At 34.4% G+C, this 22,013-nt stretch carries 21 protein-coding genes and 1 pseudogene; 18 read left to right on the forward strand and 4 right to left on the reverse strand.

The window, feature by feature from the left end; translation table 11 throughout:
- Window positions 1–187: 187 nt before the first annotated feature.
- The 10 genes from ACQKMD_RS16245 (at window position 188) to ACQKMD_RS16290 (ending at window position 10,793) form a co-directional block, all read left to right on the forward strand.
- Entirely contained in the window at window positions 188–1,867 is a 1,680-nt protein-coding gene (locus ACQKMD_RS16245; protein ID WP_427753224.1) for a formate--tetrahydrofolate ligase, read from the forward strand.
- Window positions 1,868–2,080: 213 nt separating this feature from the next.
- Window positions 2,081–2,725 (forward strand): class I SAM-dependent methyltransferase, encoded by a 645-nt coding sequence (locus ACQKMD_RS16250; protein WP_427753225.1) that lies wholly within the window; start codon window positions 2,081–2,083, stop codon window positions 2,723–2,725.
- Window positions 2,726–2,763: 38 nt separating this feature from the next.
- Entirely contained in the window at window positions 2,764–3,699 is a 936-nt protein-coding gene (locus ACQKMD_RS16255) for a PLP-dependent cysteine synthase family protein (protein ID WP_427753226.1), read from the forward strand.
- A complete protein-coding gene (locus ACQKMD_RS16260) occupies window positions 3,700–4,833 on the forward strand; it encodes a bifunctional cystathionine gamma-lyase/homocysteine desulfhydrase (protein WP_427753228.1) in 1,134 nt (377 codons plus the stop codon). It begins immediately after the preceding gene.
- A gap of 69 nt (window positions 4,834–4,902) precedes the next feature.
- Window positions 4,903–5,532, forward strand: coding sequence for an HD domain-containing protein (locus ACQKMD_RS16265; RefSeq protein ID WP_427753229.1), 630 nt, complete (start codon window positions 4,903–4,905; stop codon window positions 5,530–5,532).
- Window positions 5,529–7,412 (forward strand): ABC-F family ATP-binding cassette domain-containing protein, encoded by a 1,884-nt coding sequence (locus ACQKMD_RS16270; RefSeq protein ID WP_427753231.1) that lies wholly within the window; start codon window positions 5,529–5,531, stop codon window positions 7,410–7,412. The genes ACQKMD_RS16265 and ACQKMD_RS16270 overlap by 4 nt, the downstream gene beginning before the upstream one ends.
- A gap of 14 nt (window positions 7,413–7,426) precedes the next feature.
- Window positions 7,427–8,554 carry a conserved virulence factor C family protein gene (locus ACQKMD_RS16275; protein ID WP_427753232.1) on the forward strand — a complete coding sequence of 376 codons (1,128 nt, stop codon included), beginning with the start codon at window positions 7,427–7,429 and terminating at the stop codon, window positions 8,552–8,554.
- Window positions 8,555–9,002: 448 nt separating this feature from the next.
- Entirely contained in the window at window positions 9,003–9,161 is a 159-nt protein-coding gene (locus tag ACQKMD_RS16280; protein WP_427753260.1) for an NUDIX domain-containing protein, read from the forward strand.
- 155 nt (window positions 9,162–9,316) lie between these two features.
- Window positions 9,317–9,991: a peptidylprolyl isomerase gene (locus tag ACQKMD_RS16285; RefSeq protein WP_427753233.1), complete on the forward strand. Its 675-nt coding sequence runs from the start codon at window positions 9,317–9,319 to the stop codon at window positions 9,989–9,991.
- A gap of 586 nt (window positions 9,992–10,577) precedes the next feature.
- The gene (locus ACQKMD_RS16290; protein ID WP_427753235.1) at window positions 10,578–10,793 is read left to right on the forward strand and encodes a hypothetical protein; all 216 of its coding nucleotides are present in this window, start codon (window positions 10,578–10,580) and stop codon (window positions 10,791–10,793) included.
- A 68-nt stretch (window positions 10,794–10,861) separates the two neighbouring features.
- Here the strand turns inward: ACQKMD_RS16290 and ACQKMD_RS16295 are convergent, their stop codons facing one another.
- A complete protein-coding gene (locus tag ACQKMD_RS16295; RefSeq protein WP_427753236.1) occupies window positions 10,862–11,050 on the reverse strand; it encodes a hypothetical protein in 189 nt (62 codons plus the stop codon).
- Between the two features lie 495 nt (window positions 11,051–11,545).
- Between ACQKMD_RS16295 and ACQKMD_RS16300 the strand changes: the two genes are divergently transcribed.
- Entirely contained in the window at window positions 11,546–12,121 is a 576-nt protein-coding gene (locus tag ACQKMD_RS16300; protein ID WP_427753238.1) for a GNAT family N-acetyltransferase, read from the forward strand.
- Window positions 12,122–12,232: 111 nt separating this feature from the next.
- Window positions 12,233–12,328, forward strand: a complete 96-nt coding sequence (locus ACQKMD_RS16305; protein WP_427753261.1) for a PH domain-containing protein — start codon at window positions 12,233–12,235, stop codon at window positions 12,326–12,328.
- Between the two features lie 147 nt (window positions 12,329–12,475).
- On the opposite strand, the pseudogene ACQKMD_RS16310 reads toward ACQKMD_RS16305, so the two are convergent.
- Window positions 12,476–13,449 (reverse strand): annotated as a pseudogene (locus ACQKMD_RS16310) (carbohydrate kinase family protein).
- A gap of 308 nt (window positions 13,450–13,757) precedes the next feature.
- Between ACQKMD_RS16310 and ACQKMD_RS16315 the strand changes: the two are divergent.
- The 3 genes from ACQKMD_RS16315 (at window position 13,758) to ACQKMD_RS16325 (ending at window position 16,559) form a co-directional block, all read left to right on the forward strand.
- Window positions 13,758–14,948, forward strand: coding sequence for a hypothetical protein (locus tag ACQKMD_RS16315; RefSeq protein WP_427753240.1), 1,191 nt, complete (start codon window positions 13,758–13,760; stop codon window positions 14,946–14,948).
- A gap of 331 nt (window positions 14,949–15,279) precedes the next feature.
- Window positions 15,280–16,032: an N-acetylmuramoyl-L-alanine amidase gene (locus ACQKMD_RS16320; protein WP_427753241.1), complete on the forward strand. Its 753-nt coding sequence runs from the start codon at window positions 15,280–15,282 to the stop codon at window positions 16,030–16,032.
- 32 nt (window positions 16,033–16,064) lie between these two features.
- Window positions 16,065–16,559, forward strand: coding sequence for a hypothetical protein (locus tag ACQKMD_RS16325; RefSeq protein ID WP_427753243.1), 495 nt, complete (start codon window positions 16,065–16,067; stop codon window positions 16,557–16,559).
- Window positions 16,560–16,719: 160 nt separating this feature from the next.
- Here ACQKMD_RS16325 and ACQKMD_RS16330 read toward each other — a convergent pair whose 3' ends face one another.
- A complete protein-coding gene (locus tag ACQKMD_RS16330) occupies window positions 16,720–17,007 on the reverse strand; it encodes a hypothetical protein (RefSeq protein ID WP_427753245.1) in 288 nt (95 codons plus the stop codon).
- An 83-nt stretch (window positions 17,008–17,090) separates the two neighbouring features.
- Window positions 17,091–17,369 (reverse strand): hypothetical protein, encoded by a 279-nt coding sequence (locus ACQKMD_RS16335; RefSeq protein WP_427753263.1) that lies wholly within the window; start codon window positions 17,367–17,369, stop codon window positions 17,091–17,093.
- 632 nt (window positions 17,370–18,001) lie between these two features.
- Between ACQKMD_RS16335 and ACQKMD_RS16340 the strand changes: the two genes are divergently transcribed.
- From ACQKMD_RS16340 to ACQKMD_RS16350, 3 genes are all read left to right on the forward strand, one after another.
- Window positions 18,002–19,207, forward strand: coding sequence for an EAL-associated domain-containing protein (locus ACQKMD_RS16340; RefSeq protein ID WP_427753246.1), 1,206 nt, complete (start codon window positions 18,002–18,004; stop codon window positions 19,205–19,207).
- A 262-nt stretch (window positions 19,208–19,469) separates the two neighbouring features.
- The gene (locus tag ACQKMD_RS16345; protein ID WP_427753248.1) at window positions 19,470–20,264 is read left to right on the forward strand and encodes a VLRF1 family aeRF1-type release factor; all 795 of its coding nucleotides are present in this window, start codon (window positions 19,470–19,472) and stop codon (window positions 20,262–20,264) included.
- 491 nt (window positions 20,265–20,755) lie between these two features.
- Entirely contained in the window at window positions 20,756–21,967 is a 1,212-nt protein-coding gene (locus ACQKMD_RS16350) for a NupC/NupG family nucleoside CNT transporter (protein ID WP_427753249.1), read from the forward strand.
- The last annotated feature ends 46 nt before the right edge of the window (window positions 21,968–22,013 follow it).

Here is a 22,013-nt window from a genome sequence, read left to right on the forward strand (position 1 = left end):
ATAGGAATGACATGTGATGAAATTTTATCCAAACACCACAAATTATATTGTCAATTGATTGTCGAATAAGCGTAGGTTTTGCTGGGGAAAGTACTATATAATAGTCTTGGGTAGAAAAATATAAAGAATACATCTTATTACCTTCAATACTAAAAAATGATTAAAGTAAACGAAAGAGGGATCTGCTGTGTCTAAAACCGTTCAACCATTATCAGATTTAGAAATCGCACAAAGTGCTACAATGCGTCCCATTACGGAGATTGCAGAGATTGCAGGTATTCCATTAGAAGCGTTAGAACTTTACGGAAATTATAAAGCAAAAATCAATCCATTAAAATTAATTGAGAATACAACTGCAGCAAAAGTGGTTCTTGTAACTGCTATCAGCCCTACACCTGCAGGCGAAGGTAAATCTACTGTTACCGTAGGACTAGCTGACGCACTTAACCAGCTAAATGAAAAAGTCATCGTTGCATTACGAGAACCTTCACTTGGCCCAATTATGGGTATGAAGGGCGGGGCAACTGGTGGTGGCTACGCTCAAGTATTACCTATGGATGATATCAATCTTCATTTCACTGGAGACATCCATGCAATTACCACTGCAAATAATGCCCTTGCTGCATTAATAGATAATCATATTCAGCAAGGTAACGTTTTGCAAATAGACCCACGACGTATTATATGGAAGAGATGCATAGATATGAATGATCGAGCACTTCGGAACATTGTTATTGGTTTAGGTGGACCCGTGCAAGGAACACCACGAGAAGATGGTTTTGACATTACAGTAGCTTCAGAAATAATGGCTATTTTTTGTTTAGCAAAAGATTTACAAGATTTAAAAAAACGTATTTCTGATATTGTCATTGGCTACACATATCAACGTGAACCAGTGTTTGTTCGTGATTTAGGAGTAGAAGGCGCCCTAACTCTATTGTTAAAAGATGCTTTCAAGCCTAATTTAGTTCAAACTATAGAAGGAACCCCAGCTATTATTCACGGAGGTCCATTTGCTAATATTGCACATGGCTGTAATTCAATAGCAGCAACAAATACAGCTCGTAGGTTAGCAGATATTGTCGTGACAGAAGCAGGATTTGGGGCAGACCTAGGTGCTGAGAAATTTATGAATATTAAAGCAATGCAAGGCGGATTTAAACCTAGTACGGTCGTAATTGTTGCCACTGCACGTGCTTTGAAAATGCACGGTGGTGCTTTGAAAACCGAGTTGAAAGCGGAAAATGTAGAGGCGATTACAAAAGGAATTGAAAATTTAGCGAAGCATGTGGATACTATTCGTAACTTCGGTGTTGAACCAATAATAGCGTTAAATCGCTTTATAACAGATACGGAAGCTGAACTTACTACTATTTTAGAATGGTGCCAAGAAAATGACGTTAAAATAGCTCGTACGAATGTATGGGAAGAAGGCGGTAAAGGTGGCATTGAATTAGCCAAACAAGTACTATCTGTTATTAACGAAGAAAATAATTTTGCACCACTTTATGATGTTTCAGCACCTATTGAGGAAAAAGTACGTACAATCGTTCAAAAGGTATATGGTGGACTTGGTGTTCACTTTACAGATAAAGCATTAAAACAAATGGCACAAATCGAAAAATTTGGTTGGGATGCACTACCGATTTGTATGGCGAAAACACAGTATTCTTTATCAGATCAACAGTCATTATTAGGTCGTCCAGAAAACTTTACAGTAACAGTACGAGAAATTATCCCTAAATTAGGTGCTAAATTCCTCGTTTGTTTAACAGGAGATATTATGACAATGCCTGGTTTGCCAAAAACTCCAGCAGCATTGAAAATGGATATCGATGCTGAAGGTAATGCGGTTGGACTATTTTAACTAGTGAATTGAATGAAGAGTTGTCTAATTATTGATTTGAAAATCAATTTTAGGCAGCTCTTTCTTAGTAATTACTTCATTTCGAAAAAAGTTTTCACCAATAAGATTAGGGGGTCATATAGTGTAGGAAAGAGTCATGACTGAATTTAACACTAAACTACAATTCAATACCAAGTATGCAAATAAGGTTAATTATAATAGGGGGCAGTAAGAATGGGAAGAGAATTTATTTACCTGTTTGATGAGTGGGCGAAGTCGTATGAGGAATCAGTAACTGGTCAGCATAAAGAATATCGTGATGTTTTCGAAGGGTACGAAAGTATATTAGAAAAAGTTGCAAATGCTTCAATAGGTACAGTTATTGAATTTGGAACTGGAACTGGAAATTTGACACTTAAATTGGAGGCAGCAGGGAGAGAGGTAATTGGGATTGAGCCTCATGAGACTATGCGTGAAATTACGGGTAAACGATGCCCTAATGTTCAGCTTGTTGACGGTGATTTGCAAAACTTCACAGTCGAAAATAAGCATATAGATTCAATCGTTAGCACCTATGTTTTTCATCATTTAACTGATGAGGAAAAACTAGAAGCTCTAAAAACATATGCCAAGCTATTACAACCTGGCGGTAAAATTATTTTTGCAGATACAGCATTTGTATCTGAAGAGCATAAAAAGGCACAGATAAAGAAGGAGAGATCTCGTGGCTACCATGAAGTCGCGGATGATTTAGAACGTGAATATTATACTACGATAACAAAATTACTGACAATGTTTCAAGAGGCAAGCTTTGACGTCTCATTTGAACAATTAAACGATTATGTTTGGTATATGGAAGCAATCAAGAAAAGCACCTAATAATAAATGATTTATAAAGTTTAAAAGGTGGCATGAATATGACTTTGTATAATAAGGTTCAACAATTAATTGGTAATACACCTTTAATGGAAATTACCAATATTGAGATTCCTAATAATTGCCGTATATTTGCGAAATTAGAGTATTTAAATCCTGGTGGTAGTGTGAAAGACCGTCTGGGTATTTCTTTATTGGAGGATGCGGAGAATCGAGGAGTAATACGACCAGGAAGTACAATAATTGAGGCGACTGCTGGTAATACAGGGATTGGTTTAGCACTGGCAGCAATAGGTAAAGGTTTTCATGTGATGTTCGTTGTACCTGAAAAATTCAGTCAAGAAAAACAAATATTAATGAAAGCTTTAGGTGCAGAAATTATTAATACACCAACAGCAATGGGGATGAAAGGTGCTATAAAAAAAGTAAAAGAACTTGTTGAAGCCATTCCGGACTCTTTTTCACCTAGTCAGTTTTCAAATCCTGCAAATCCAGCAACCTATGAAAAAACACTAGGTCCAGAGATTTGGATAGATTTAGATGGAAACATTGATGTGTTTGTAGCAGGAGCAGGTTCTGGAGGTACATTTATGGGAACAGCTCGTTACTTAAAAACACAAAAAACAAATTTGAAAACAGTTATTGTAGAACCAGTTGGCTCCATTTTAAATGGAGGAGAGGCATCAACTCATGTTACAGAAGGTATTGGAATGGAGTTTTTACCTGGTTATATGGAAAAATCGTATTTTGATGCAATTCATACTATAAGAGATGAGGATGCTTTCCACGCATTAAAAGAGTTAGCAAAAAAGGAAGGCCTACTTGTAGGAAGTTCCGCAGGAGCAGCTTTCTATGCATCGCTACTTGAAGCACAAGTTGCAAAGCCAGGAAGTTATATTGTTACTGTTTTTGCTGATTCTAGTGAACGTTATTTAAGTCAATCTATATATGAATTATTTGAAGAGGAGCCTATTTAAATGAGAGCAAAAACAAAATTTATTCATGCTGGTATTGTTGGTGATGAAACAACAGGTGCAGTATCAACTCCTATATATCAAGTAAGTACTTATAAACAAGATGCTGTCGGAAAGTTTCGTGGATATGAATATTCTCGAACAGGAAATCCAACACGCCATGCATTAGAAGTTTTAATTAGTAAACTTGAAAATGGACATGCTGGATTTGCTTTTAGTTCAGGAATGGCCGCTGTAAGCTCTGTAGTTATGCTTTTCAAACAGGGTGATCATATTATTGTAACCGACGATGTCTATGGAGGGACTTTTAGAGTCTTTACAAAAGTTTTAAATCGATTTGGTATTGAGGCAACATTTGTTGATACTGCTAATATTCAAGACGTAGAAGATGCAATTCAACCTAATACAAAAGGAATTTATGTAGAAACACCAACGAACCCATTATTGAAAATTACAGATATTAAGCAGATAAGTATTTTAGCAAAACGACATCAGTTACTAACAATCGTAGATAACACTTTTTTAACCCCATATTTGCAACAACCAATCACACTTGGTGCAGATATTGTTTTGCATAGTGCAACAAAGTATATTGGTGGACATAGTGATGTCATAGCAGGTTTGGTCGTTGTAAATAATGCAGAACTGGCAGAACAATTACATTATGTTCAAAACTCAGTTGGAGCAATATTAGGACCTCAAGATTCATGGTTACTAATTCGAGGGATTAAAACTTTGCCAATTCGAGTAGAAGAAGTAAATTCTAGTACTCAAAGGATAGCAGAATTCTTGGAACAAAATAGCAAGGTAGGCAAAGTGTATTATCCGGGACTAATAAATCACCCAGGTCATGAATTACAAAAGACACAAGCAACTGGTTTTGGCGGTATTATTTCCTTTGATGTTGGAAGTGCAGAGAAGGCAGAAGAAGTAATCTCTAAATTACGATATTTCACATTAGCGGAAAGCCTCGGTGCAGTAGAAAGTTTGATATCCATTCCGGCGCGTATGACACATGCTTCCATTCCTACTGATCGTCGTGCGGAACTTGGAATTGTAGATGGACTTGTACGTATTTCCGTAGGTATTGAAGATGTAGAAGATTTACTAGAAGACTTAGCTCAAGCTCTGTTATAAAATAAAATGAAACAAAGTGATTGGCTACCTTTATAATAGAGGTAGCTGTTTTATTTAGGAGGAACAAAAATGAAAATTGTAGAACAATGTGAGCAAATGGTAAAGGATATTTATAATCAGTTTGATGCTAGTCATGACTGGCAACATATAGAACGAGTTATGCAAAATGCACAAGCAATTTTGAAAACGGAACCAACAGCAGATGGTGAATTAGTAGAACTTGCAGTTTTATTACATGATGTAAGTGATTCGAAATATACAGATTCAAAAGAAAATGAACAACGTATTTTACAACAGCTTAATATATCTGAACAACAGCAACAAATAATTCGAGATATCATTGCTTCTGTTTCTTACAATGGTGGCAATCAATTAGAAGCTACTTCAATTGAAGCGCAAATTGTACGAGATGCAGATCGCTTAGATGCAATCGGAGCCGTAGGAATTGCAAGAACATTTGCTTTCGGAGGGGCGAAAGGTCGTAAACTCTATGATGATCAAGAAGAAGCACGCCATAATATGTCTGTTGAAGACTATCGAAATAAAGAAACAGCTTCTGTTACACACTTTTATGAAAAGCTTTTACTACTTAAAGATTTAATGACAACAACAAAAGGTAAGCAGATGGCTAAAGAAAGACATGAATTTATGGTATGCTTTTTAAAACAGCTTAAAAATGAAAGAGACGGGGAACTATGAGCCATTTAATTATATCTAATCTAACAAAAACAGTCGGAGATAAAACTCTATTTAAAGATATCGACTTTACTATTTATAGCGGTGAACGCGCTGGTTTAATTGGCATTAATGGCACCGGTAAATCAACGCTTATGTCCATACTAGCTGGAGAGCTAGACGCAGACCAAATTGAAAAAGATCACCCAAACAAATACCGCATCGCACATTTACCTCAAAATCCAGAATTTGCTCAAGATAAAACAGTATTACAAGCTGTATTCTCCGGTGATTCACCGATTCTAAAATTAAACCGTGATTATGAAGATACACTCTCTTTACTAGGGAAAAATCCAGAATCATCTCAATTACAGACGCAATTATTCCGTTTACAACAAGAAATGGATACACAGCAAGCATGGGACATTAACGCATTAGCGAAAACAGCTCTTACAAAGCTCGGTATTGAAATGTTTGATGAACAGGTTACTAATCTATCTGGAGGGCAACAAAAACGTGTCGCTTTAGCAAAAGTACTAATTGAACCTGCAGATTTATATTTACTAGATGAGCCAACCAACCATTTGGATGTGCAATCAACTGAATGGCTACAAGAAATGGTGCTACGTTTAAAAGGCGCTGTCATCTTTATCACCCATGATCGCTACTTCCTTGATGAAATTTCGACGCATATCTATGAACTTGCAAATCAAATATTGTACAAACATAAAGGTAATTACGGAGACTATTTAGAATCCAAAGCGATTCGTGAGGAAATGACTGTTGCCACTCAAGCAAAAATGCACAACCGTTATCGATCAGAACTGAAATGGATTCGTCGCGGAGCACAGGCCCGTTCAACCAAGCAAAAAGCACGTATTCAACGCTTTGAAGAACTATCTGATAATATAGACCGTAAATCAGATGCTGGAGGTCTTGAACTTGGTTTAGCAACATCAAGACTAGGTAAAAAAGTGTTGGAAGCAGAAAGTATCACAAAATCTTTTGGTGAACGTCATTTAATTAAGGATTATTCATTCCTTTTACAACAAGGCGATCGCATCGGTATTATTGGTGCAAACGGAGCAGGGAAAAGTACTCTCTTGAAAATGCTTGCTGGTGAGGTTGTACCTGATCAGGGGCGAATAGAAGTGGGCTCCACGGTCCGTATTGCACATTTTACACAACAACTGCCGCAAATGAATGACAATCAACGAATGATTGAGTATATTCGTGAGTCAGCTAATGATATTCAAGATTCAGAAGGGGAACATCATTCGGCTGCATCGATGCTCGAACGCTTTTTATTTCCATTGCATACGCATGGAACGCCAATCGGCAAGTTGTCTGGTGGAGAACGTAAACGACTATATCTATTGAAACTGTTAATGGAGCAACCTAATGTTCTTTTACTGGACGAACCTACAAATGATTTAGATATCGAAACGCTTTCTGTTTTAGAAGACTTTATCGAACAATTCCCAGGTGTTGTTGTGACCATCTCCCATGACCGTTTTTTCTTAGATCGTATTGCGAAAAAACTCTGGATATTGGATGGGCAAGGTGGAATCGACGAAAGTCTCGACATTTACAGTGATTATTTAGCAAAACTTGAAGCAGTACCTGCACCTGTGAAAGAAGAAAAAGTTGAAAAACCAAAAGAACAAAAAGTGAAAACTCAAAAGAAAAAACTTTCATTCAAAGAACAAAAAGAGTGGGAAACAATAGAAGCTGATATTGCAAAATTAGAAGAAGCGATAATGGAAGCAGAAGAAGGTGTATCTACAGCTGGTTCTGACTTCACAAAACTTCAACAATTAACAGCGGAGCTGGAAGAACTGAACGCGAAGTATGAGCACCTTATTGAACGATGGGAATACTTACAAGACATTGTGAACCAATAAGAGGGGGATTACAAATGAACATTTTAACTATAGAACCAACACCAAGTCCAAATACAATGAAAATCGTTTTAGATCATGAATTACCTTTTGGCAAAGCATATAACTATAACGAAGCCAATAAATCTGATGCGCCAAAAGAAGTACAAGACATACTAACAATCGAAGGTGTCAAAGGAGTCTATCATGTAGCAGATTTCCTAGCGGTAGAACGTATTGCAAAGTATGACTGGGAAAGTATCTTAGCAGCTGTTCGCATTGCATTTGGTGAGGATGAGCAAGTAAAGAATAGTGAAGAACAGGTAGACGAACATTTTGGAGAAGTATATGTACATGTTCAAATGTTTAAAGGTATCCCATTACAAGTCAAAGTGTTTGATAGTATTGCTGAAAAACGTTTTGGCCTAGCAGAACGTTTTATCAATGCTTTTAATGAAGCGATGAGTACGGATGAGAACTATATCTATGAACGCAAATGGGTAGACTATGGTGTCCGTTACGGTGATAAACAGGAAATTGGTGATAGCGTTGTTGCAGAACTTGAGGCATCTTTCCCTAAACAGCGTATTGATGAACTGATTTTGGCAAGTAAAGAGAAAAAAGACGTTGTTGAGACACGTAAACGAAACGTTTCATTAGAAGAATTTTCAGTAGATGATTGGGCAACCCGCTTCCAACTGCTAGATCAAATGGCAGATCCAGAAGTTGAAGATTTACCTTTACTTGAAAAAGCTTTACAAGATGAGAAAATGTCTATTCGTCGTCTAGCAACTATTTACTTAGGCATGGTAGAAGATGTTGCAGTTGTACCCCTATTAGTACAAGCACTAAATGATAAGAGTTCTTCTGTACGTCGAACTGCAGGGGATTGTATAAGTGATCTTGGCTTTGTAGAGTTTGAAGCGGCAATGATGGAGTCGCTTAAAGACCGTAACAAACTTGTGCGCTGGCGTGCAGCCATGTACTTGTATGAAACGGGTACAGAAACCTCACTTAAAGCTCTTGAAGAAGCAAGTGATGACAGCGAATTTGAAGTGAAACTACAAGTGAAAATGGCTATCGCTCGTATTTCACAAGGCGAGGAAGCAAAGGGTTCTGTTTGGAAACAAATGACAGAAGCACGTGCTTCAAAAAAGATTAAGTAAATAATAAAAAGACACTGGGATTAAAAATTTAATAGAATAAACTAAAAAGAGGATATTATGTTCAACAAATGAACATATATTCTCTTTTTCTTACATATTAAAATCATTAAAAAATAATTCTTGTTAGAGGGAGTTTAGTTGAATAAGATATAAAAGGGTTTTATATAATAAAGCGAAATAATAATAGATTATTTGTAAAAAGGGAGGTAAATGGTATTGCTGCCACTTATGATCTCATCACAGCGGGTAAAGATCATAACGGTTATGTTTCTGTAGAAGTGACAAAGGCCAAAAAATCAGAAGCTAGAATAAAAGAATTGACAGATGAAAACAAAAAGTTACGTAAAGAAGAAAGTTCAGAACTAGCAGATTATATTAGAAATTTAGTACTGTCCTATTGAAAAAGGGAGTTTTTGGTATAATATTTGAACATGTACTTTTACATAAGATGGACGACTTCTGGATTTTACCAGGAGGAGCTATGGAGTTTAATGGTGTAGATTACGAAACCACTATGGAAGCTTTAAAAAGAGAATACAAAGAAGAATTAGATGTGGAAATTAATATCATAAAACTATTATGGGTAAAAAGGTTTAATGTACTCTAAAATATGCATCTTCGATTAAAAGAGCGTTATAGGTGCGGTTTTTCTAAATTAGGAAGATAAAGTTTGCATACAATGCACATTTTAATGAGTTGTCGTAAATTATCATATAGTTATATAATTAATAAACTGATTATATAGAGGAGTTGAAAAGGAACATGTTCGCGCGATATAAAGTATTTTATTTAGTCTTTAGCCTGCTAGCGGTAGCTTTTGTTTTGACGGGTTGTGGAACTTCAACAAAAAGTGGACAGTCAGAGGGAAAAGTGGTAAAGGAATCGGACGAAAAAAAGGATTATTCATCAGCTGTGAAAGAAAATCCAATTGTGACGATTACGATGAACAATAATGAAAAAATCGTTATTGAACTAGAGCCTTCTAAAGCTCCCAATACGGTAGCTAATTTTATTTCATTAGTTAAAAAAGGATATTATGATGGTCTAATTTTTCATCGGGTTATCCCTGATTTTATGATCCAAGGAGGAGATCCTTCAGGAAATGGATCAGGTGGACCAGGTTATTCTATTGAAGGTGAATTTTCTGAAAATGGTTTTGAAAATAATTTGAAACATGAACGTGGTGTCATTTCAATGGCAAGGTCTAATGATCCAAATTCTGCGGGGTCTCAATTTTTTATTATGGCAGAAGAATCGCCACATCTTGATAGAGAATATGCTGCTTTTGGGAAAGTAATTGAGGGCATGGAAACAGTAGATACTATCGTTGCCGCTAAACGAGATAGTGCAGATAAACCGTTAGAAGATCAGCAAATGAAAAAGGTAGAAGTGGATACGAAGGGCTTTGACTACCCTGCACCAGAAGTACGAAAATAGAAGATGTGAGAATCCGAAATTGGGCGAATTTATCTTATATCGGGAGCACCAATCCAACAATTTGTTAAATTAGAAATGAATACAATTTGATTGTATTGTAAGTAGTGAATGAAGAATAATAAAACCGCACATAAATCAGTCACGAAGAACCATATCATAGATAAGTGAGCAAAAAAAATCAGTACTTCTATTAGAATAGAAGTTGCTGATTTTTTTGACTAAAAAATAATATTAAAAGTGAAGTTTGCAAGAAATTTACGTATTCTATTATAGATTTCTGTATTTGTTTCAATATGAATTCCTAAAGCATCGGAAAAAGAATGTAGTTCCATTTCAATCCAATCATAACTACCTAAATAGGGGAGATATTGCTAGCTTTTAATGCAGATAATCGAAAAAATACAAAGGGCACTTTTATCAACAATCAATTTCAGAAAATAGTTCCTTTATATTTTATTTTATATTTATAGTGTGACTTTTGTCTCTCTATAGTATAATGGTATAGTTATGTAAAAAGAAATAGTGAATGGATTTAAAGGCTTTATGCGGGTTATCAAGTAGTGAAATTAAGAATGGGAGAGATTATATGATTTGTGGGAAATGCGATTGTGAAAAAAAGCCAGCTTTAGTCGTGCAAAACTTCAACCTTCACGGTGGAGAACTTCATATTCAAAATATACCTGCAGCGCTTTGTGATTGTGATGTATGGTTAGCACCTTCTATCAGAATGGAACTGCAACAATATGCATCAGAAAATAGTCATTTACAAGGTATACATAATATTTCATTTGAAGAGATTTAATAAAATAATTTGTACATATCTGTAGAAGGACTTCTGAAATTGGAAGTCCTTTTTTTGATCATTTATTTTTAGTTCAATACTTTACGCTTTTTATATTCCTTGGATGAAAATATGCGCAAGCTACGATAGATAAACTGTATACATAATAGAAATATGATTACTCGAACAACGGGACTTTGAATAGGTGCTACGATTGAAAATACAAATAGTGAGATGCCTAGAACAGTAAAGAAGACAGCTGTATTGACATCTTTCATCAACAAAACTCCTTTTTAATACTACTTATGATTGTTAATGTATTTTTCTCACACTACAATCTTTCTATACACTCGCAATAAAAAAATAATTGTTAAAATCTTAATGAATAAAAGTAAAGTCTCCTTTTAAAAATTCACAAGCCATTTTTGGGAATCAATAGAATTGAAAAGGTTTTTGGAATATCAATATAAAAAATGAAAAAATATTGAAAAATTTGTGAACAATTGTTTATAATTGTACTAATAATAAATATAAAAGAAAAAAAGTGACTTAGAGTCTTCTTAAAAAGAAAATGAATTTGATTAAAACTTTCGTAATTCATTGAAGAAAAAGAAATATGACATTCCTAATACATGTAGATCGTTTAGCATAAGCTAATGGATAAGAATTTGTCAAAAATAAAAAAGTATTGATAATTATATGTTTAAAAAGCTATATAAAGGCACTTAGTATTAACGAAATATCAATAAGATTGTATAGAAAGGAGATTGTCTATGGATAAAATTAGACTTATACCTCATGATGTTATGTACGCAGAAAAAATATCACCATTAATCAGTTCGAAATTAGTGAAAAGTGCACTAGGTATGAATGATTATCAAACATCAGTCAGTGGGGTACTCAATTTTATACGTGGCATGCAACTTGCTGAAAGAGAAAATCAACAATTATCTCGTGTTATTATTAATTCTGCTTTTGAAATAGTAGGTGTTACAACTCTAAAAGAAATAGATCATGAAAAGAAGTTATGTCACATTGGTACATGGATTGCTGAGCCTTTTTGGGGATTAGGATATAATGAGCAAGCAAAAGAACAGATTCTGTTATTAGCATTTAATCGCTTCAATTTAGATTATGTATTTGCGGGTGCTAGAGTAGAAAACATTCGTTCTCAAAAAGCACAAGCAAAACTTCCGTATATGACATTGTCAGTTGAAGAAGATTTTCCTGAAGAACTTAAAAAAATTGAACGTCAAGAAAAAACGCTATGTGTTTTAAATGTCATTAAACGAGACGATTTTCAAGCGTGGTACCATTTTCAATATTTGGGTAAAGTTGCGAATAGTTAAAAAGAACGATTCCTTATAGTAGGAGTCGTTTTTACTTTCATTATATAGAGAAGTAGAAAAGTCAATAAGTGATCTCTTCTATGTTGGGGTTGGTTTACTACCGGATGTAGAATCTCTAACGAGTTACTTATCATTCAAGGTGGACCGTTCAAAAGGAAAATTCTAATAAAGGATATTAATAAAATATCCAGAACGAAAAATCTATAGGCTTCTCAAGCGCTGTTGTTTTGAAATAATTTATGGGACTGCCTATAGCATGGCAACTTGTTTCTCCACAAATTAAGTTAGATAAACGGTTAAAAGAAGTTGTGTAAGTATGATTTTGAATATCATCTTACACAACCTCTTTTTTCACTAATTTTTTCTTTTTAAAAGTTTATGAATGTCATCTAATGTTGGTAGAGCAGAAAATGCTCCTTTTTTAGTAGTAGTTAGAGCACCACAATGATTAGAAAAGGACAGTAATTCGCAAGCAAACTGTGTACAATAATTAGCTAATTCATTTAGCTCGACGTTATTTGTTAAAAGCTTAAATAAGAATGCACCGATAAATGCATCACCAGCTCCGGTAGTATCTTGTACCATAACATCACAACCTGGAATACTAAAGGGTGTATCCTTTGTAAAAAGAGTTGCGCCACTAGCACCTCTTGTATAAATCACAACTTTTACATGACCTGTAAACAATGATGCGATTGCTGTTTCCTCCTCTTCGATACCAGCAATGAAAAACAGTTCTTCATCTGAAATTTTCACAATATCTGCTAGAGGTAAAAATTCTAAAATAGTTTCTCTACAATTTTCTTTTGAAGCCCATAAAGGAAGTCGAACATTTGGATCAAAGCTTATCAAAGTATTATTTTCACGTGCAAGGGAAAGCGCTTTTTTATGAGCTTCTTTCATCGGACTTTCCACTAAACCAACCGAACAAAAATGCAAAATATCACCATGTGAAAACCATTCTGATTCTATATATTCTTCTTTATATAGCAAATCAGCGGAAGGCTTTCGATAAAAGGAGAAATCTCGTTCTCCTTTGTCAGTTAAAGAAACAGTAGCAAGTGCAGTATTTGCTTCATTTGTAAATTTAATTAAATCAGTATTTACCTGCAATTTTTGTAATGATTCAATTAAAAATTGGCCAAAAGCATCGGCTCCTACTTGGCTTATTAAGGAAACGTTTCCCCGAGTTTTGCTACAGTTGCAGCTACATTTGCAGGGGCTCCACCTGCCATTTTTTCAAAAGATGCCACGTCTTTTAACATGATACCTTGTTGTTGAGGGATAAAATCTATTAACACTTCTCCAATTGTATATAAAGTTTTCATATAGTTTCTTCACCTTCAATATGCTATATATTCACTTTATTTTACATGGAAATGAAAAATGATGATTAAGTTGATTTCTGATAGGAAAAGAATAGTTGGTATTTGGTTTCTATTCCAGTTGCTAATATTGAACTGATGCTAAACAACTTATTAATTCACAATAGTATTGATGTATAAGTCTTCCCTAGGGAATAGGTTCCGCTATTAATAGTAAAACGTGAGAAATTTTAGTATGATTAATTATGTAAACTATAGTTATAATAATGTTACATTTATACGATTCATACATAGTTAAACAGGAGGTTTAGATGAAAAAGCAGTTGATTATAGTCATCACATGCCTAGTTGTGATGGGTGCTGGACTATATGCAATTCTTCATGTATCTGCCATACATCAAAGGAAGTCTATATTCTTCCAGCAAAAGACGATGGAAGAACCAAAATTCTTAGTAGATAAACGTGCAGTTCTTTATGCATCTTCAGCGACACCACAGCTAGAAAAAGGAGCAGGGAAAAGTTTAGCGATATTTATTGATAAAAAAGGCTTTGCCACTGCAACGGAAATGGCGGGAATGGAATTCGGAGTAAGTAAATACAATGGTGAACAATTATATTTGGATGCCAGAAAGAGTGTTTACCTTTTAGGGAAAAACGCACAACAATTCCCGATGAAACGTGATGAAATCCGTAATACTCTTTCTGGTTATATCGCTTCAGAAGAAATCTTTTATAGCCTATATAACACCGGATTTAGTAATGATGCTGATTATGACACAGGTGTAAGGTATGGCAATACATCTGGCTTTAAAGCAGCATCACTACCATTTTACGTGGCTACTGCAGGTACGATGAAAGATCAAATAATTGTTTTAACAAAAGACCTTATTAAGGATAACTTTGATTTAAAATCGGTTACTATAAAAGACAAAGTAAAAATAGAACAGTTAGCATCAGTTCCTTTACCTCATGCAGTAGAATTGGATCCAATCTCATCCATTTTAGAAGATAAGGAAAATTATTATTTTGTTCTCTCATATTTAGAAAACGATGCAAAAGAAGATATATTGCTTGCAACTATAAATAAACTAACATTCACTGTAGATGTTAAAAACCTCGCTGAGTATCGTAGTGAAGAAATTGTATCAGACTCTTTACCTTACAACTTTGATAATTCAACACACATTCATAATCAGGAATTATATTATATTAACGGTTTAGGGGAAGTATATTCATACAATACTTCAAATAATGTCATTCAAAAAAAGTTTCGACTAAACCGACCAACTGGAAATTTCCATCCAAAGTTTGAGCAAGTCGATTTTAGAGGACAAGCGCTATTTTATTTAAATAATCGAAAAAAAGATGTCTATTATTTAGAGAAATATGATTTGGTAACCGGTGAAATGATAGAAGAGCAAAAGGTGGAAAATCTAAATAAAATATTAAAATCAGATAGAAAAGATCTTATATTATATAATTTGGAATTATTACATTCATAAAGAAAACCCAGATGCTTAGATGCATCTGGGATTTTTTTATGAAAAAAATCTTTCTTTATATATGTAAAACCTATGTAACAAGTAAGGGGGAAAAGGTTACACGGTGATTTGTCATATTCACGTAATATCTGAACTACCATCTGAGTGCGTAGGGATGTACAAAAATTATAACTCCCGATATTCCAGTATTTAACCATTCATAAGGTACAAATAGGCTTAAAACTCATATTTTTCACAAAAGTGATAGGTTCAGCATTTAATAAGTAGTAATGACACTGCAATAAAACTTTTATTAGGGACAAGAATCTAAAACGGAGGAGATGAAAAACGAGTGGTCAAAATTAGAAAACACCTAGTTTCACAATCAATCATGAATAAAGTAACGAGCGGGACTGGAAACGGTCAAAAATGGATTACTATTCACGAGACAGATAATACTAAAAAAACTGCCAATGCAAACGCTCATGCTCGTTTACAAGCAATGGGAAATAGTCGTGCAGCCTCATGGCACTGGACAGTAGATGATAAGGAAGCGGTACAATCTTTTAATCATAATGTTAAATGTTGGGCTGCCGGGGACGGTAATGGCAACGGTAATGCAAATTCAATCCACATTGAAATATGCGTAAATGAAGACGGAAACTACAAAAAAGCAGTTGAAAACACCGCTATTTTGGTTGCTAAAATTATGAAAGATGAAAAAATTCCCATCAGTAATGTTGTTCAACACAATCATTGGAGTGGTAAAAACTGTCCATCTAAAATGCGTAGTGGTAAAGCGGCATACACTTGGTCAACATTCAGGAATTTAGTCATAAAAACACAAATTATTACCGTTTCAAAACCTATAACAAATAAGACTTTTCAAGTTCAAGTGTTGGCAAGCGTATTAAATTACTATGATGGACCAAGATGGTCTAAACCAACTGGTAAAGTAAAAAAAGGTGAGAAATTAACTATAGAAAAGAAAGTACTTGTAAATGGTTCAGCGATGTTTAAAACAATTGCAGGCACTTATGTGACAGCAAACTCAAAATATGTAAAAAAATTTAATCCTGAAAATGATAAATCATATGATTATTAATAATTTACTTTGGTTCGAAGGGGGTAAGTTTAATGGCATTTAATAATCCGAAGTGGAGAAGGTTCTTAAGCTCTCACCTACTCAAACATGTAGAACCTATTCCAGGTAGTATTGTCTATTGTAAGTTACTAGGACTTCCAAATAAAATCATAGGTACACCTGATCATACCGGCATCTATGTTGGTAGAAAAAGAATAATAGAGTTGAATGGTAACGAAAAAATAATAGAAGTAAATTACTATAACTTTTTAAATGGCTCATCTGTACGATCTGGAACAGAATTATATGTAGCTTGCGATATGAATGGTAATGTCTTGCATGACCCAGCCATCGCTAGAAGAGCAATAGCAGCAAAAAATACACACAATGGTTACAATCTAATCAGAAATAATTGCCATATGTTCACATCACGTTGCATAAAAGGAACAAACAACGATCCACTAGATGCAACATTTATGAACGTCGAAAGAAATATTAAAAAACATTTTGGAGTTCCTGCAATTAGTTGGCGTACTGTAAAACAGTGAATCCACTTAAGCTTCTTTATCTATAAGTAATTTGTAAGTTATTGTAATTACAATAGTATTTTAACAAAATAGTAAAAGTGCCAAGCTAGGCTTATACTTCAGGCTTGGCTTTTTACATGCTATTGCTGAGTAAAGTATGTATTATGTGTACATGTAATATTTAGTTTCTATCAATTTTTCGCTCAATTTTTGCTATTTGAGCAACTATAAAGTCTAATTGTTTTTGCATATTTTTCAATTGGCGATTATTATTTGATTGGTTCTTTGTATTTACCTGTTCCTCTGCCTGAACTTCATCTATCGCCTCGACAAGGGCTAAAGTGAATAAAGCATCGGATATTACTCTAACAGTCGCAGCAAGAACCTCAATTTTTTCGGAATTTTTTGTTCCGGGTATTGCAGAACTTATTAATTCATCTAAATCTATATTAACGTTATTCTTCTTCAATGCCTTACCCTCCCTCAGATAAAACATAACATCTAAAAATTAATTAATGATACACCTTCATCTCTAATATTAATAAGTTCCTATTATTTCTCGGGATTTCTGTAACTAATAAGAGCAGTTTTTAATGCAGCATAATTTCCTATAGCTGCATACCCGTAAAACCAGCCCATAAATATACCAGCAAGTAAATCATTTCGGTGGCTTATGAAAATAGAAATAAATAATCCAAAGAATAATGCAATTGTAGGAACAAATTTCGAAGGAGTATGATAAATAATTTTAATCAGTTGAGTAATAATCATAATAATTGGAATGGCAATAACAGCATCCCAAAAATTTGTATGGATAATAGGGAAATTAATAGGGAAATTCATACGCACACCACTTTCAACTATAATGATTATATTTTCACCTGAAACAAAGTAATTATTCACTATGTTAGGGGGAATTTGCGGTATGAGTGACATGTTGCTATTGCATCACCTAGTATATTGACTGCAGTGCCGACTAAATCTAAATTGGAAGTGTTTTTTCCTTTGGTAGGAGATATTGTAAGTTTTAATTTTGAATTCGTTTTTTCTTGTATTATTGTTCAATTTAGTTCCAAAAAATAAAGACCAATCATCTGTATAGGACAACGAATGCTCTTTTAGAATTTAAATTCTTTTTTATAGTGTATGATAATTTTTAGGTAGGTGTAACTTGTACAAAACGTATTGTAAATAAGGAGTGTGAAAGAAGGTAGTGTAGGGGCAGTATCATGAGTTGATTGACCTAGTAATATGGGTCTTTATTATCGATGGTCTAACCGATTTCGATAAAATAAATTTCTGTTATTGTAATCTGGTTCATTTTTTATGAAATTATAGGAGTTTATTTGCATATTCGTATATGACGGAATATCATGAAAATAGAAATAATTGTTTTTCAAAAAAGTGATTGTTTCACTATGTCAAGATTGTCTAAAGGTCAATCGGTTAAGGAGGTATATGGGATGGACGCAATTGATGTGTTAACAAACCTAGAGAAGTTGAAGGCGTACTTCCAGCCCATTTTTAGTGCAGACGAGCATGTTGTCATTGCATATGAAGTCTCTGGCAAGCTGATAAACAATGAAGAGCCTATAAGTTTAAATTCATTTGCCTACGATGACGATATTCCGGAAGAATATCGAGTGGATGTTGAGCATAGGATTTTGCATTTAGCTCTTTCGCAAATAGCTGAGGAGTCAAAGGATTTTGATATTTACTTACCTTGCAATGCCAACTTGTTAGTACTTGATTATGGAGAAAGTTATTTTGAAATCATAAAAAAATATATCCCTGAAGAAGAGCTGAAACGTATTGTTCTTGTAATTTCAGAGCACACTTATACTGGAGAATTCAGACAGCTTAATAATATCATTCGTTATTTTCAAACATATGGTATGAAAATTGCTATTAGTCAGGTTGGTTCTGAAAGTCATTGGGATTATATTAAAACGCTGTCTCCGAATATTTTGAAGCTGAATATAGAGCAATTAACTTATCAATCTTGGGGTGAGCAAAATGATTTGTTCACATCTCTTGGTAAATTAGCGCGTAAAATTGGCGCAAATATGTTATTTGAGGGAATCGATAAAGAATTTCAACTTCAATTTGCGTGGAAAAATGGAGGACGTTATTATCAAGGGAAATATCTAGCTGATGTACATACAGGAACAATTCCACGGGATCAATTGAAAAAAAGTTTCAAAGAACGATGTCAGCAGTTTATCTCAGCAGAAAAGCGCTTGCTTGAAGATAATTACAATGCCTTGAAAACTTTGCAGAATACATTAGAGAAATCCGTACATCTTATGAAGCCATCGAGCGACAGTACAGAACAACTTCTAGCGCTTGCTAAAGAATTAGATGCTTACTCCTTCCGTCTTTATATTTGTGATGGAGAGGGTTTTCAGACATCTCCTAATATCATGTGTATCGATAAGAAGTGGCGTATACAGGAAGAAGCGGTTAATAAAAATTGGAGCTGGCGTCCATATTTTTTAAAAACAATTATTAAAATGCGTAATGACCAAAGTGGTGTGTTATCTGATTTATATAGTGATATTGACACTGGGGAAATGACATGTACTTTCTCAATAGCAGTTAGTGAGAATGAATATTTATTTATTGATATTTCCTATGATTATTTATACAATCATAATATTTTTAGATAAAAGGAGTACTACTAGGTGAGATAATGTCTCAGCCAAGTAGTACTTTTTCTTTTTTTATAAATTACAAATTGATATGTTCTTACCTTTATTAAGTGTAAAAAAACGATTGTGCAAAATTTACTTACGACAATTACTTTATTTTAAATTTATTTTATACAGTTCTTTCGATGTAGTTTGTGATTCGTTTTAGATTTTAGCGTGTGTGGGTACGTTAATTGGGCATGCTTATATCGTTAAACAACTTAAGGAGGTTACTGAATTAATGTCAATAAGCAAAGAACTTCAGATGCTGAAAGAATTTCAATGTACGAATCGTTGTGTGTTAAGTGTATATTTAAATACTAATCCAGCTGATCCGGATCAGCTAAAAGGTGCATGGAGCATTCATTTGAGAAGTGGTTTGAAAAGAATAGAAGAGTATATAATTGCTTCCAAAGATGAGGATGAACTGAATGCATTTAAAAAAGTGAAAGAAAAAGTCTTAAAAGAAATTGAAGATCGTCAGAAAGAATTGAATAAAGGAGTCGTCATTTTCGCTTCGGACAATCCGAGTCTGTGGTCGGTCCATTATGTACAAGTGCATATGAAAACGAGCTTTCATTGGGAGAAACATCCGGTAATTGAAGAAATGGAATACATCTATAAAGCTTATCCTGAGGCAGGTATTGTTTTACCGAGTTTTGGAGAAGTGCGCATTCTAGATACGGCTATGGGTTTCTTGTATGATGAACTTATTTACGATTTCGAACCGAACCTTCAAGAATGGGGAAATCGAAAAAAAGTGACGCCTGACAATCATCCAGGGATTGGAAGTACAAAAGCAAATGCATTAGAACCTCGATTAAAAGAAAATTTGGGTCGCTTCTATAAAGGAATAGGGGAAATTGTTGACAAATTAAAGAAAGAACGTGGATGGAAGGAGATTTATGTGGCAGGCGAAGCCGAATTGGCAAATGCTTTCGCTGAAACCTTACAAGAAAAACCAGCAAGCTGCCTTCACAAAAACCTAAATAACAGTAAATCTTATGAAGTACTCCACCAAGTTTTAGAAAAATAACCGTATACCAGAGAGAACTAACTTTCTTATTTTATAGGAGTGGTTAGTTCTTTTTTATTATTTAAATTGAAAATTAATCAAAAAAGTTATAACATCTTGCTAGATAATTGTAGATTTAAGCAAAGTGATAGAGGATAAAGTTACTATCACTTATCACAAATAAGGTAAAAATTTTCAATATTGGTTTAGTAGAAGTTCTAATGCTAAATATAGCATTAGAGCTTTTTTCTACTCCATTAACAGTGCAAAAATTTTCTATAAAAGAATATGATAATTTTTTGGATTTGGGGTAAAACTATATCAAGTCAGTTTACGAAAGAAGATTGATTTTGGAAGTATTTAAAATAGTTGAAAAAATTGAATTATCTTTTAATTTACATCCTTTGTGCTATTTGTTAAGATGCTTTATGGTTGTCTGTCATCAGATGTATAATAAAGGAATTTTATAAAAAGGAATTGTTTTTAAACTACATACAAAGAAGGTGTCTAATATGAACGTATTATGGGGAATATGCGGTATACTTGCTGTTCTTGGTATAGCTTTTATTTTTTCAAGTGCAAAAAAATCAATCAATTTGCGAACAATTTTAGGGGGATTAGCGATTCAAATCCTGTTTGCTTTTATTGTATTGAAATGGGAAACAGGGCGTGAAGGTCTCGTTGCTTTTTCAAATGGCGTACAAAATTTAATTTCGTATGCGGGTGAAGGAATTTCGTTCGTATTTGGCCCTGCAGCTGATACTGAAAATTTCGGTTTTGTCTTCGCTTTCCAGGTGTTGACCGTTATCATTTTCTTCTCTGCATTAATTTCTGTTCTATATTATTTAGGAATAATGCAGTTTTTTATTCGAATTCTCGGAGGAGCGCTTTCAAAGCTTCTTGGAACTAGTAAGGCAGAATCTGTTTCGGCTGCCGCAAATATTTTTGTAGGGCAGACGGAAGCACCGCTTGTTATCCGACCATTTATAGCGAAAATGACAAGATCAGAGCTTTTCGCTATTATGACAGGAGGACTTGCTTCGGTCGCTGGGTCTGTTTTAGTAGGTTATGCATTGTTAGGTGTTCCATTAGAATATTTGATTGCTGCAAGCTTTATGGCTGCACCAGCAGGATTAATTTTGGCGAAGATCATGATCCCAGAAACTGAAGTTGTGAATGATGAAAACTTCACGATGGAAAAAGATAATTCTTCTGTCAACGTAGTGGATGCAGCAGCACGCGGTGCAAGTGATGGATTGAAACTGGCGTTAAATGTTGGAGCAATGCTACTGGCTTTTATCGCAATTATTGCACTTTTGAACGGAATACTAGGTGGATTAGGGAATCTCTTTGGATTTGAAGGATTAACACTTGAAGGAATTTTAGGTTTAATTTTTTCACCACTTGCATTTGTCATCGGTGTCCCTTGGTCAGAAGCAGTTCAGGCTGGTTCTTTTATCGGGCAAAAGTTAGTGCTAAACGAATTTGTTGCTTATTCTGCTTTTGCACCTCAAATTGCAGAGTTATCTCCAAAAACAGTTATTGTAGTTAGTTTCGCGTTATGTGGATTTGCAAACTTAAGTTCGATGGCAATTTTGTTAGGTGGTTTAGGTTCGATGGCACCAAACCGTCGCTCAGATGTTGCTCGCTTAGGATTTAGAGCTGTCGCTTCAGGGATGTTGGCATCGTTATTAAGTGCTGCCATAGCTGGAATGTTTATTTAAACTACCGTACTGAGTTAAAGGTAACATAATTTTGTTTTAAAAATAC

It is taken from the genome of Viridibacillus sp. NPDC096237 (assembly GCF_050278625.1).
Lineage (GTDB): Bacteria > Bacillota > Bacilli > Bacillales_A > Planococcaceae > Viridibacillus.

What these genes read in the sequence shown, in the direction of transcription:
- ACQKMD_RS16250 (WP_427753225.1), top strand. Translation starts at nt 2,081, where the DNA reads ATGGGAAGAGAATTTATTTACCTGTTTGATGAGTGGGCGAAGTCGTAT.
- ACQKMD_RS16255 (WP_427753226.1), top strand. Translation starts at nt 2,764, where the DNA reads ATGACTTTGTATAATAAGGTTCAACAATTAATTGGTAATACACCTTTA.
- ACQKMD_RS16260 (WP_427753228.1), top strand. Translation starts at nt 3,700, where the DNA reads ATGAGAGCAAAAACAAAATTTATTCATGCTGGTATTGTTGGTGATGAA.
- ACQKMD_RS16265 (WP_427753229.1), top strand. Translation starts at nt 4,903, where the DNA reads ATGAAAATTGTAGAACAATGTGAGCAAATGGTAAAGGATATTTATAAT.
- ACQKMD_RS16270 (WP_427753231.1), top strand. Translation starts at nt 5,529, where the DNA reads ATGAGCCATTTAATTATATCTAATCTAACAAAAACAGTCGGAGATAAA.
- ACQKMD_RS16275 (WP_427753232.1), top strand. Translation starts at nt 7,427, where the DNA reads ATGAACATTTTAACTATAGAACCAACACCAAGTCCAAATACAATGAAA.
- ACQKMD_RS16280 (WP_427753260.1), top strand. Translation starts at nt 9,003, where the DNA reads ATGGACGACTTCTGGATTTTACCAGGAGGAGCTATGGAGTTTAATGGT.
- ACQKMD_RS16285 (WP_427753233.1), top strand. Translation starts at nt 9,317, where the DNA reads ATGTTCGCGCGATATAAAGTATTTTATTTAGTCTTTAGCCTGCTAGCG.
- ACQKMD_RS16290 (WP_427753235.1), top strand. Translation starts at nt 10,578, where the DNA reads ATGATTTGTGGGAAATGCGATTGTGAAAAAAAGCCAGCTTTAGTCGTG.
- ACQKMD_RS16295 (WP_427753236.1), bottom strand. Translation starts at nt 11,050, where the DNA reads ATGAAAGATGTCAATACAGCTGTCTTCTTTACTGTTCTAGGCATCTCA.
- ACQKMD_RS16300 (WP_427753238.1), top strand. Translation starts at nt 11,546, where the DNA reads ATGGATAAAATTAGACTTATACCTCATGATGTTATGTACGCAGAAAAA.
- ACQKMD_RS16315 (WP_427753240.1), top strand. Translation starts at nt 13,758, where the DNA reads ATGAAAAAGCAGTTGATTATAGTCATCACATGCCTAGTTGTGATGGGT.
- ACQKMD_RS16325 (WP_427753243.1), top strand. Translation starts at nt 16,065, where the DNA reads ATGGCATTTAATAATCCGAAGTGGAGAAGGTTCTTAAGCTCTCACCTA.
- ACQKMD_RS16340 (WP_427753246.1), top strand. Translation starts at nt 18,002, where the DNA reads ATGGACGCAATTGATGTGTTAACAAACCTAGAGAAGTTGAAGGCGTAC.
- ACQKMD_RS16345 (WP_427753248.1), top strand. Translation starts at nt 19,470, where the DNA reads ATGTCAATAAGCAAAGAACTTCAGATGCTGAAAGAATTTCAATGTACG.
- ACQKMD_RS16350 (WP_427753249.1), top strand. Translation starts at nt 20,756, where the DNA reads ATGAACGTATTATGGGGAATATGCGGTATACTTGCTGTTCTTGGTATA.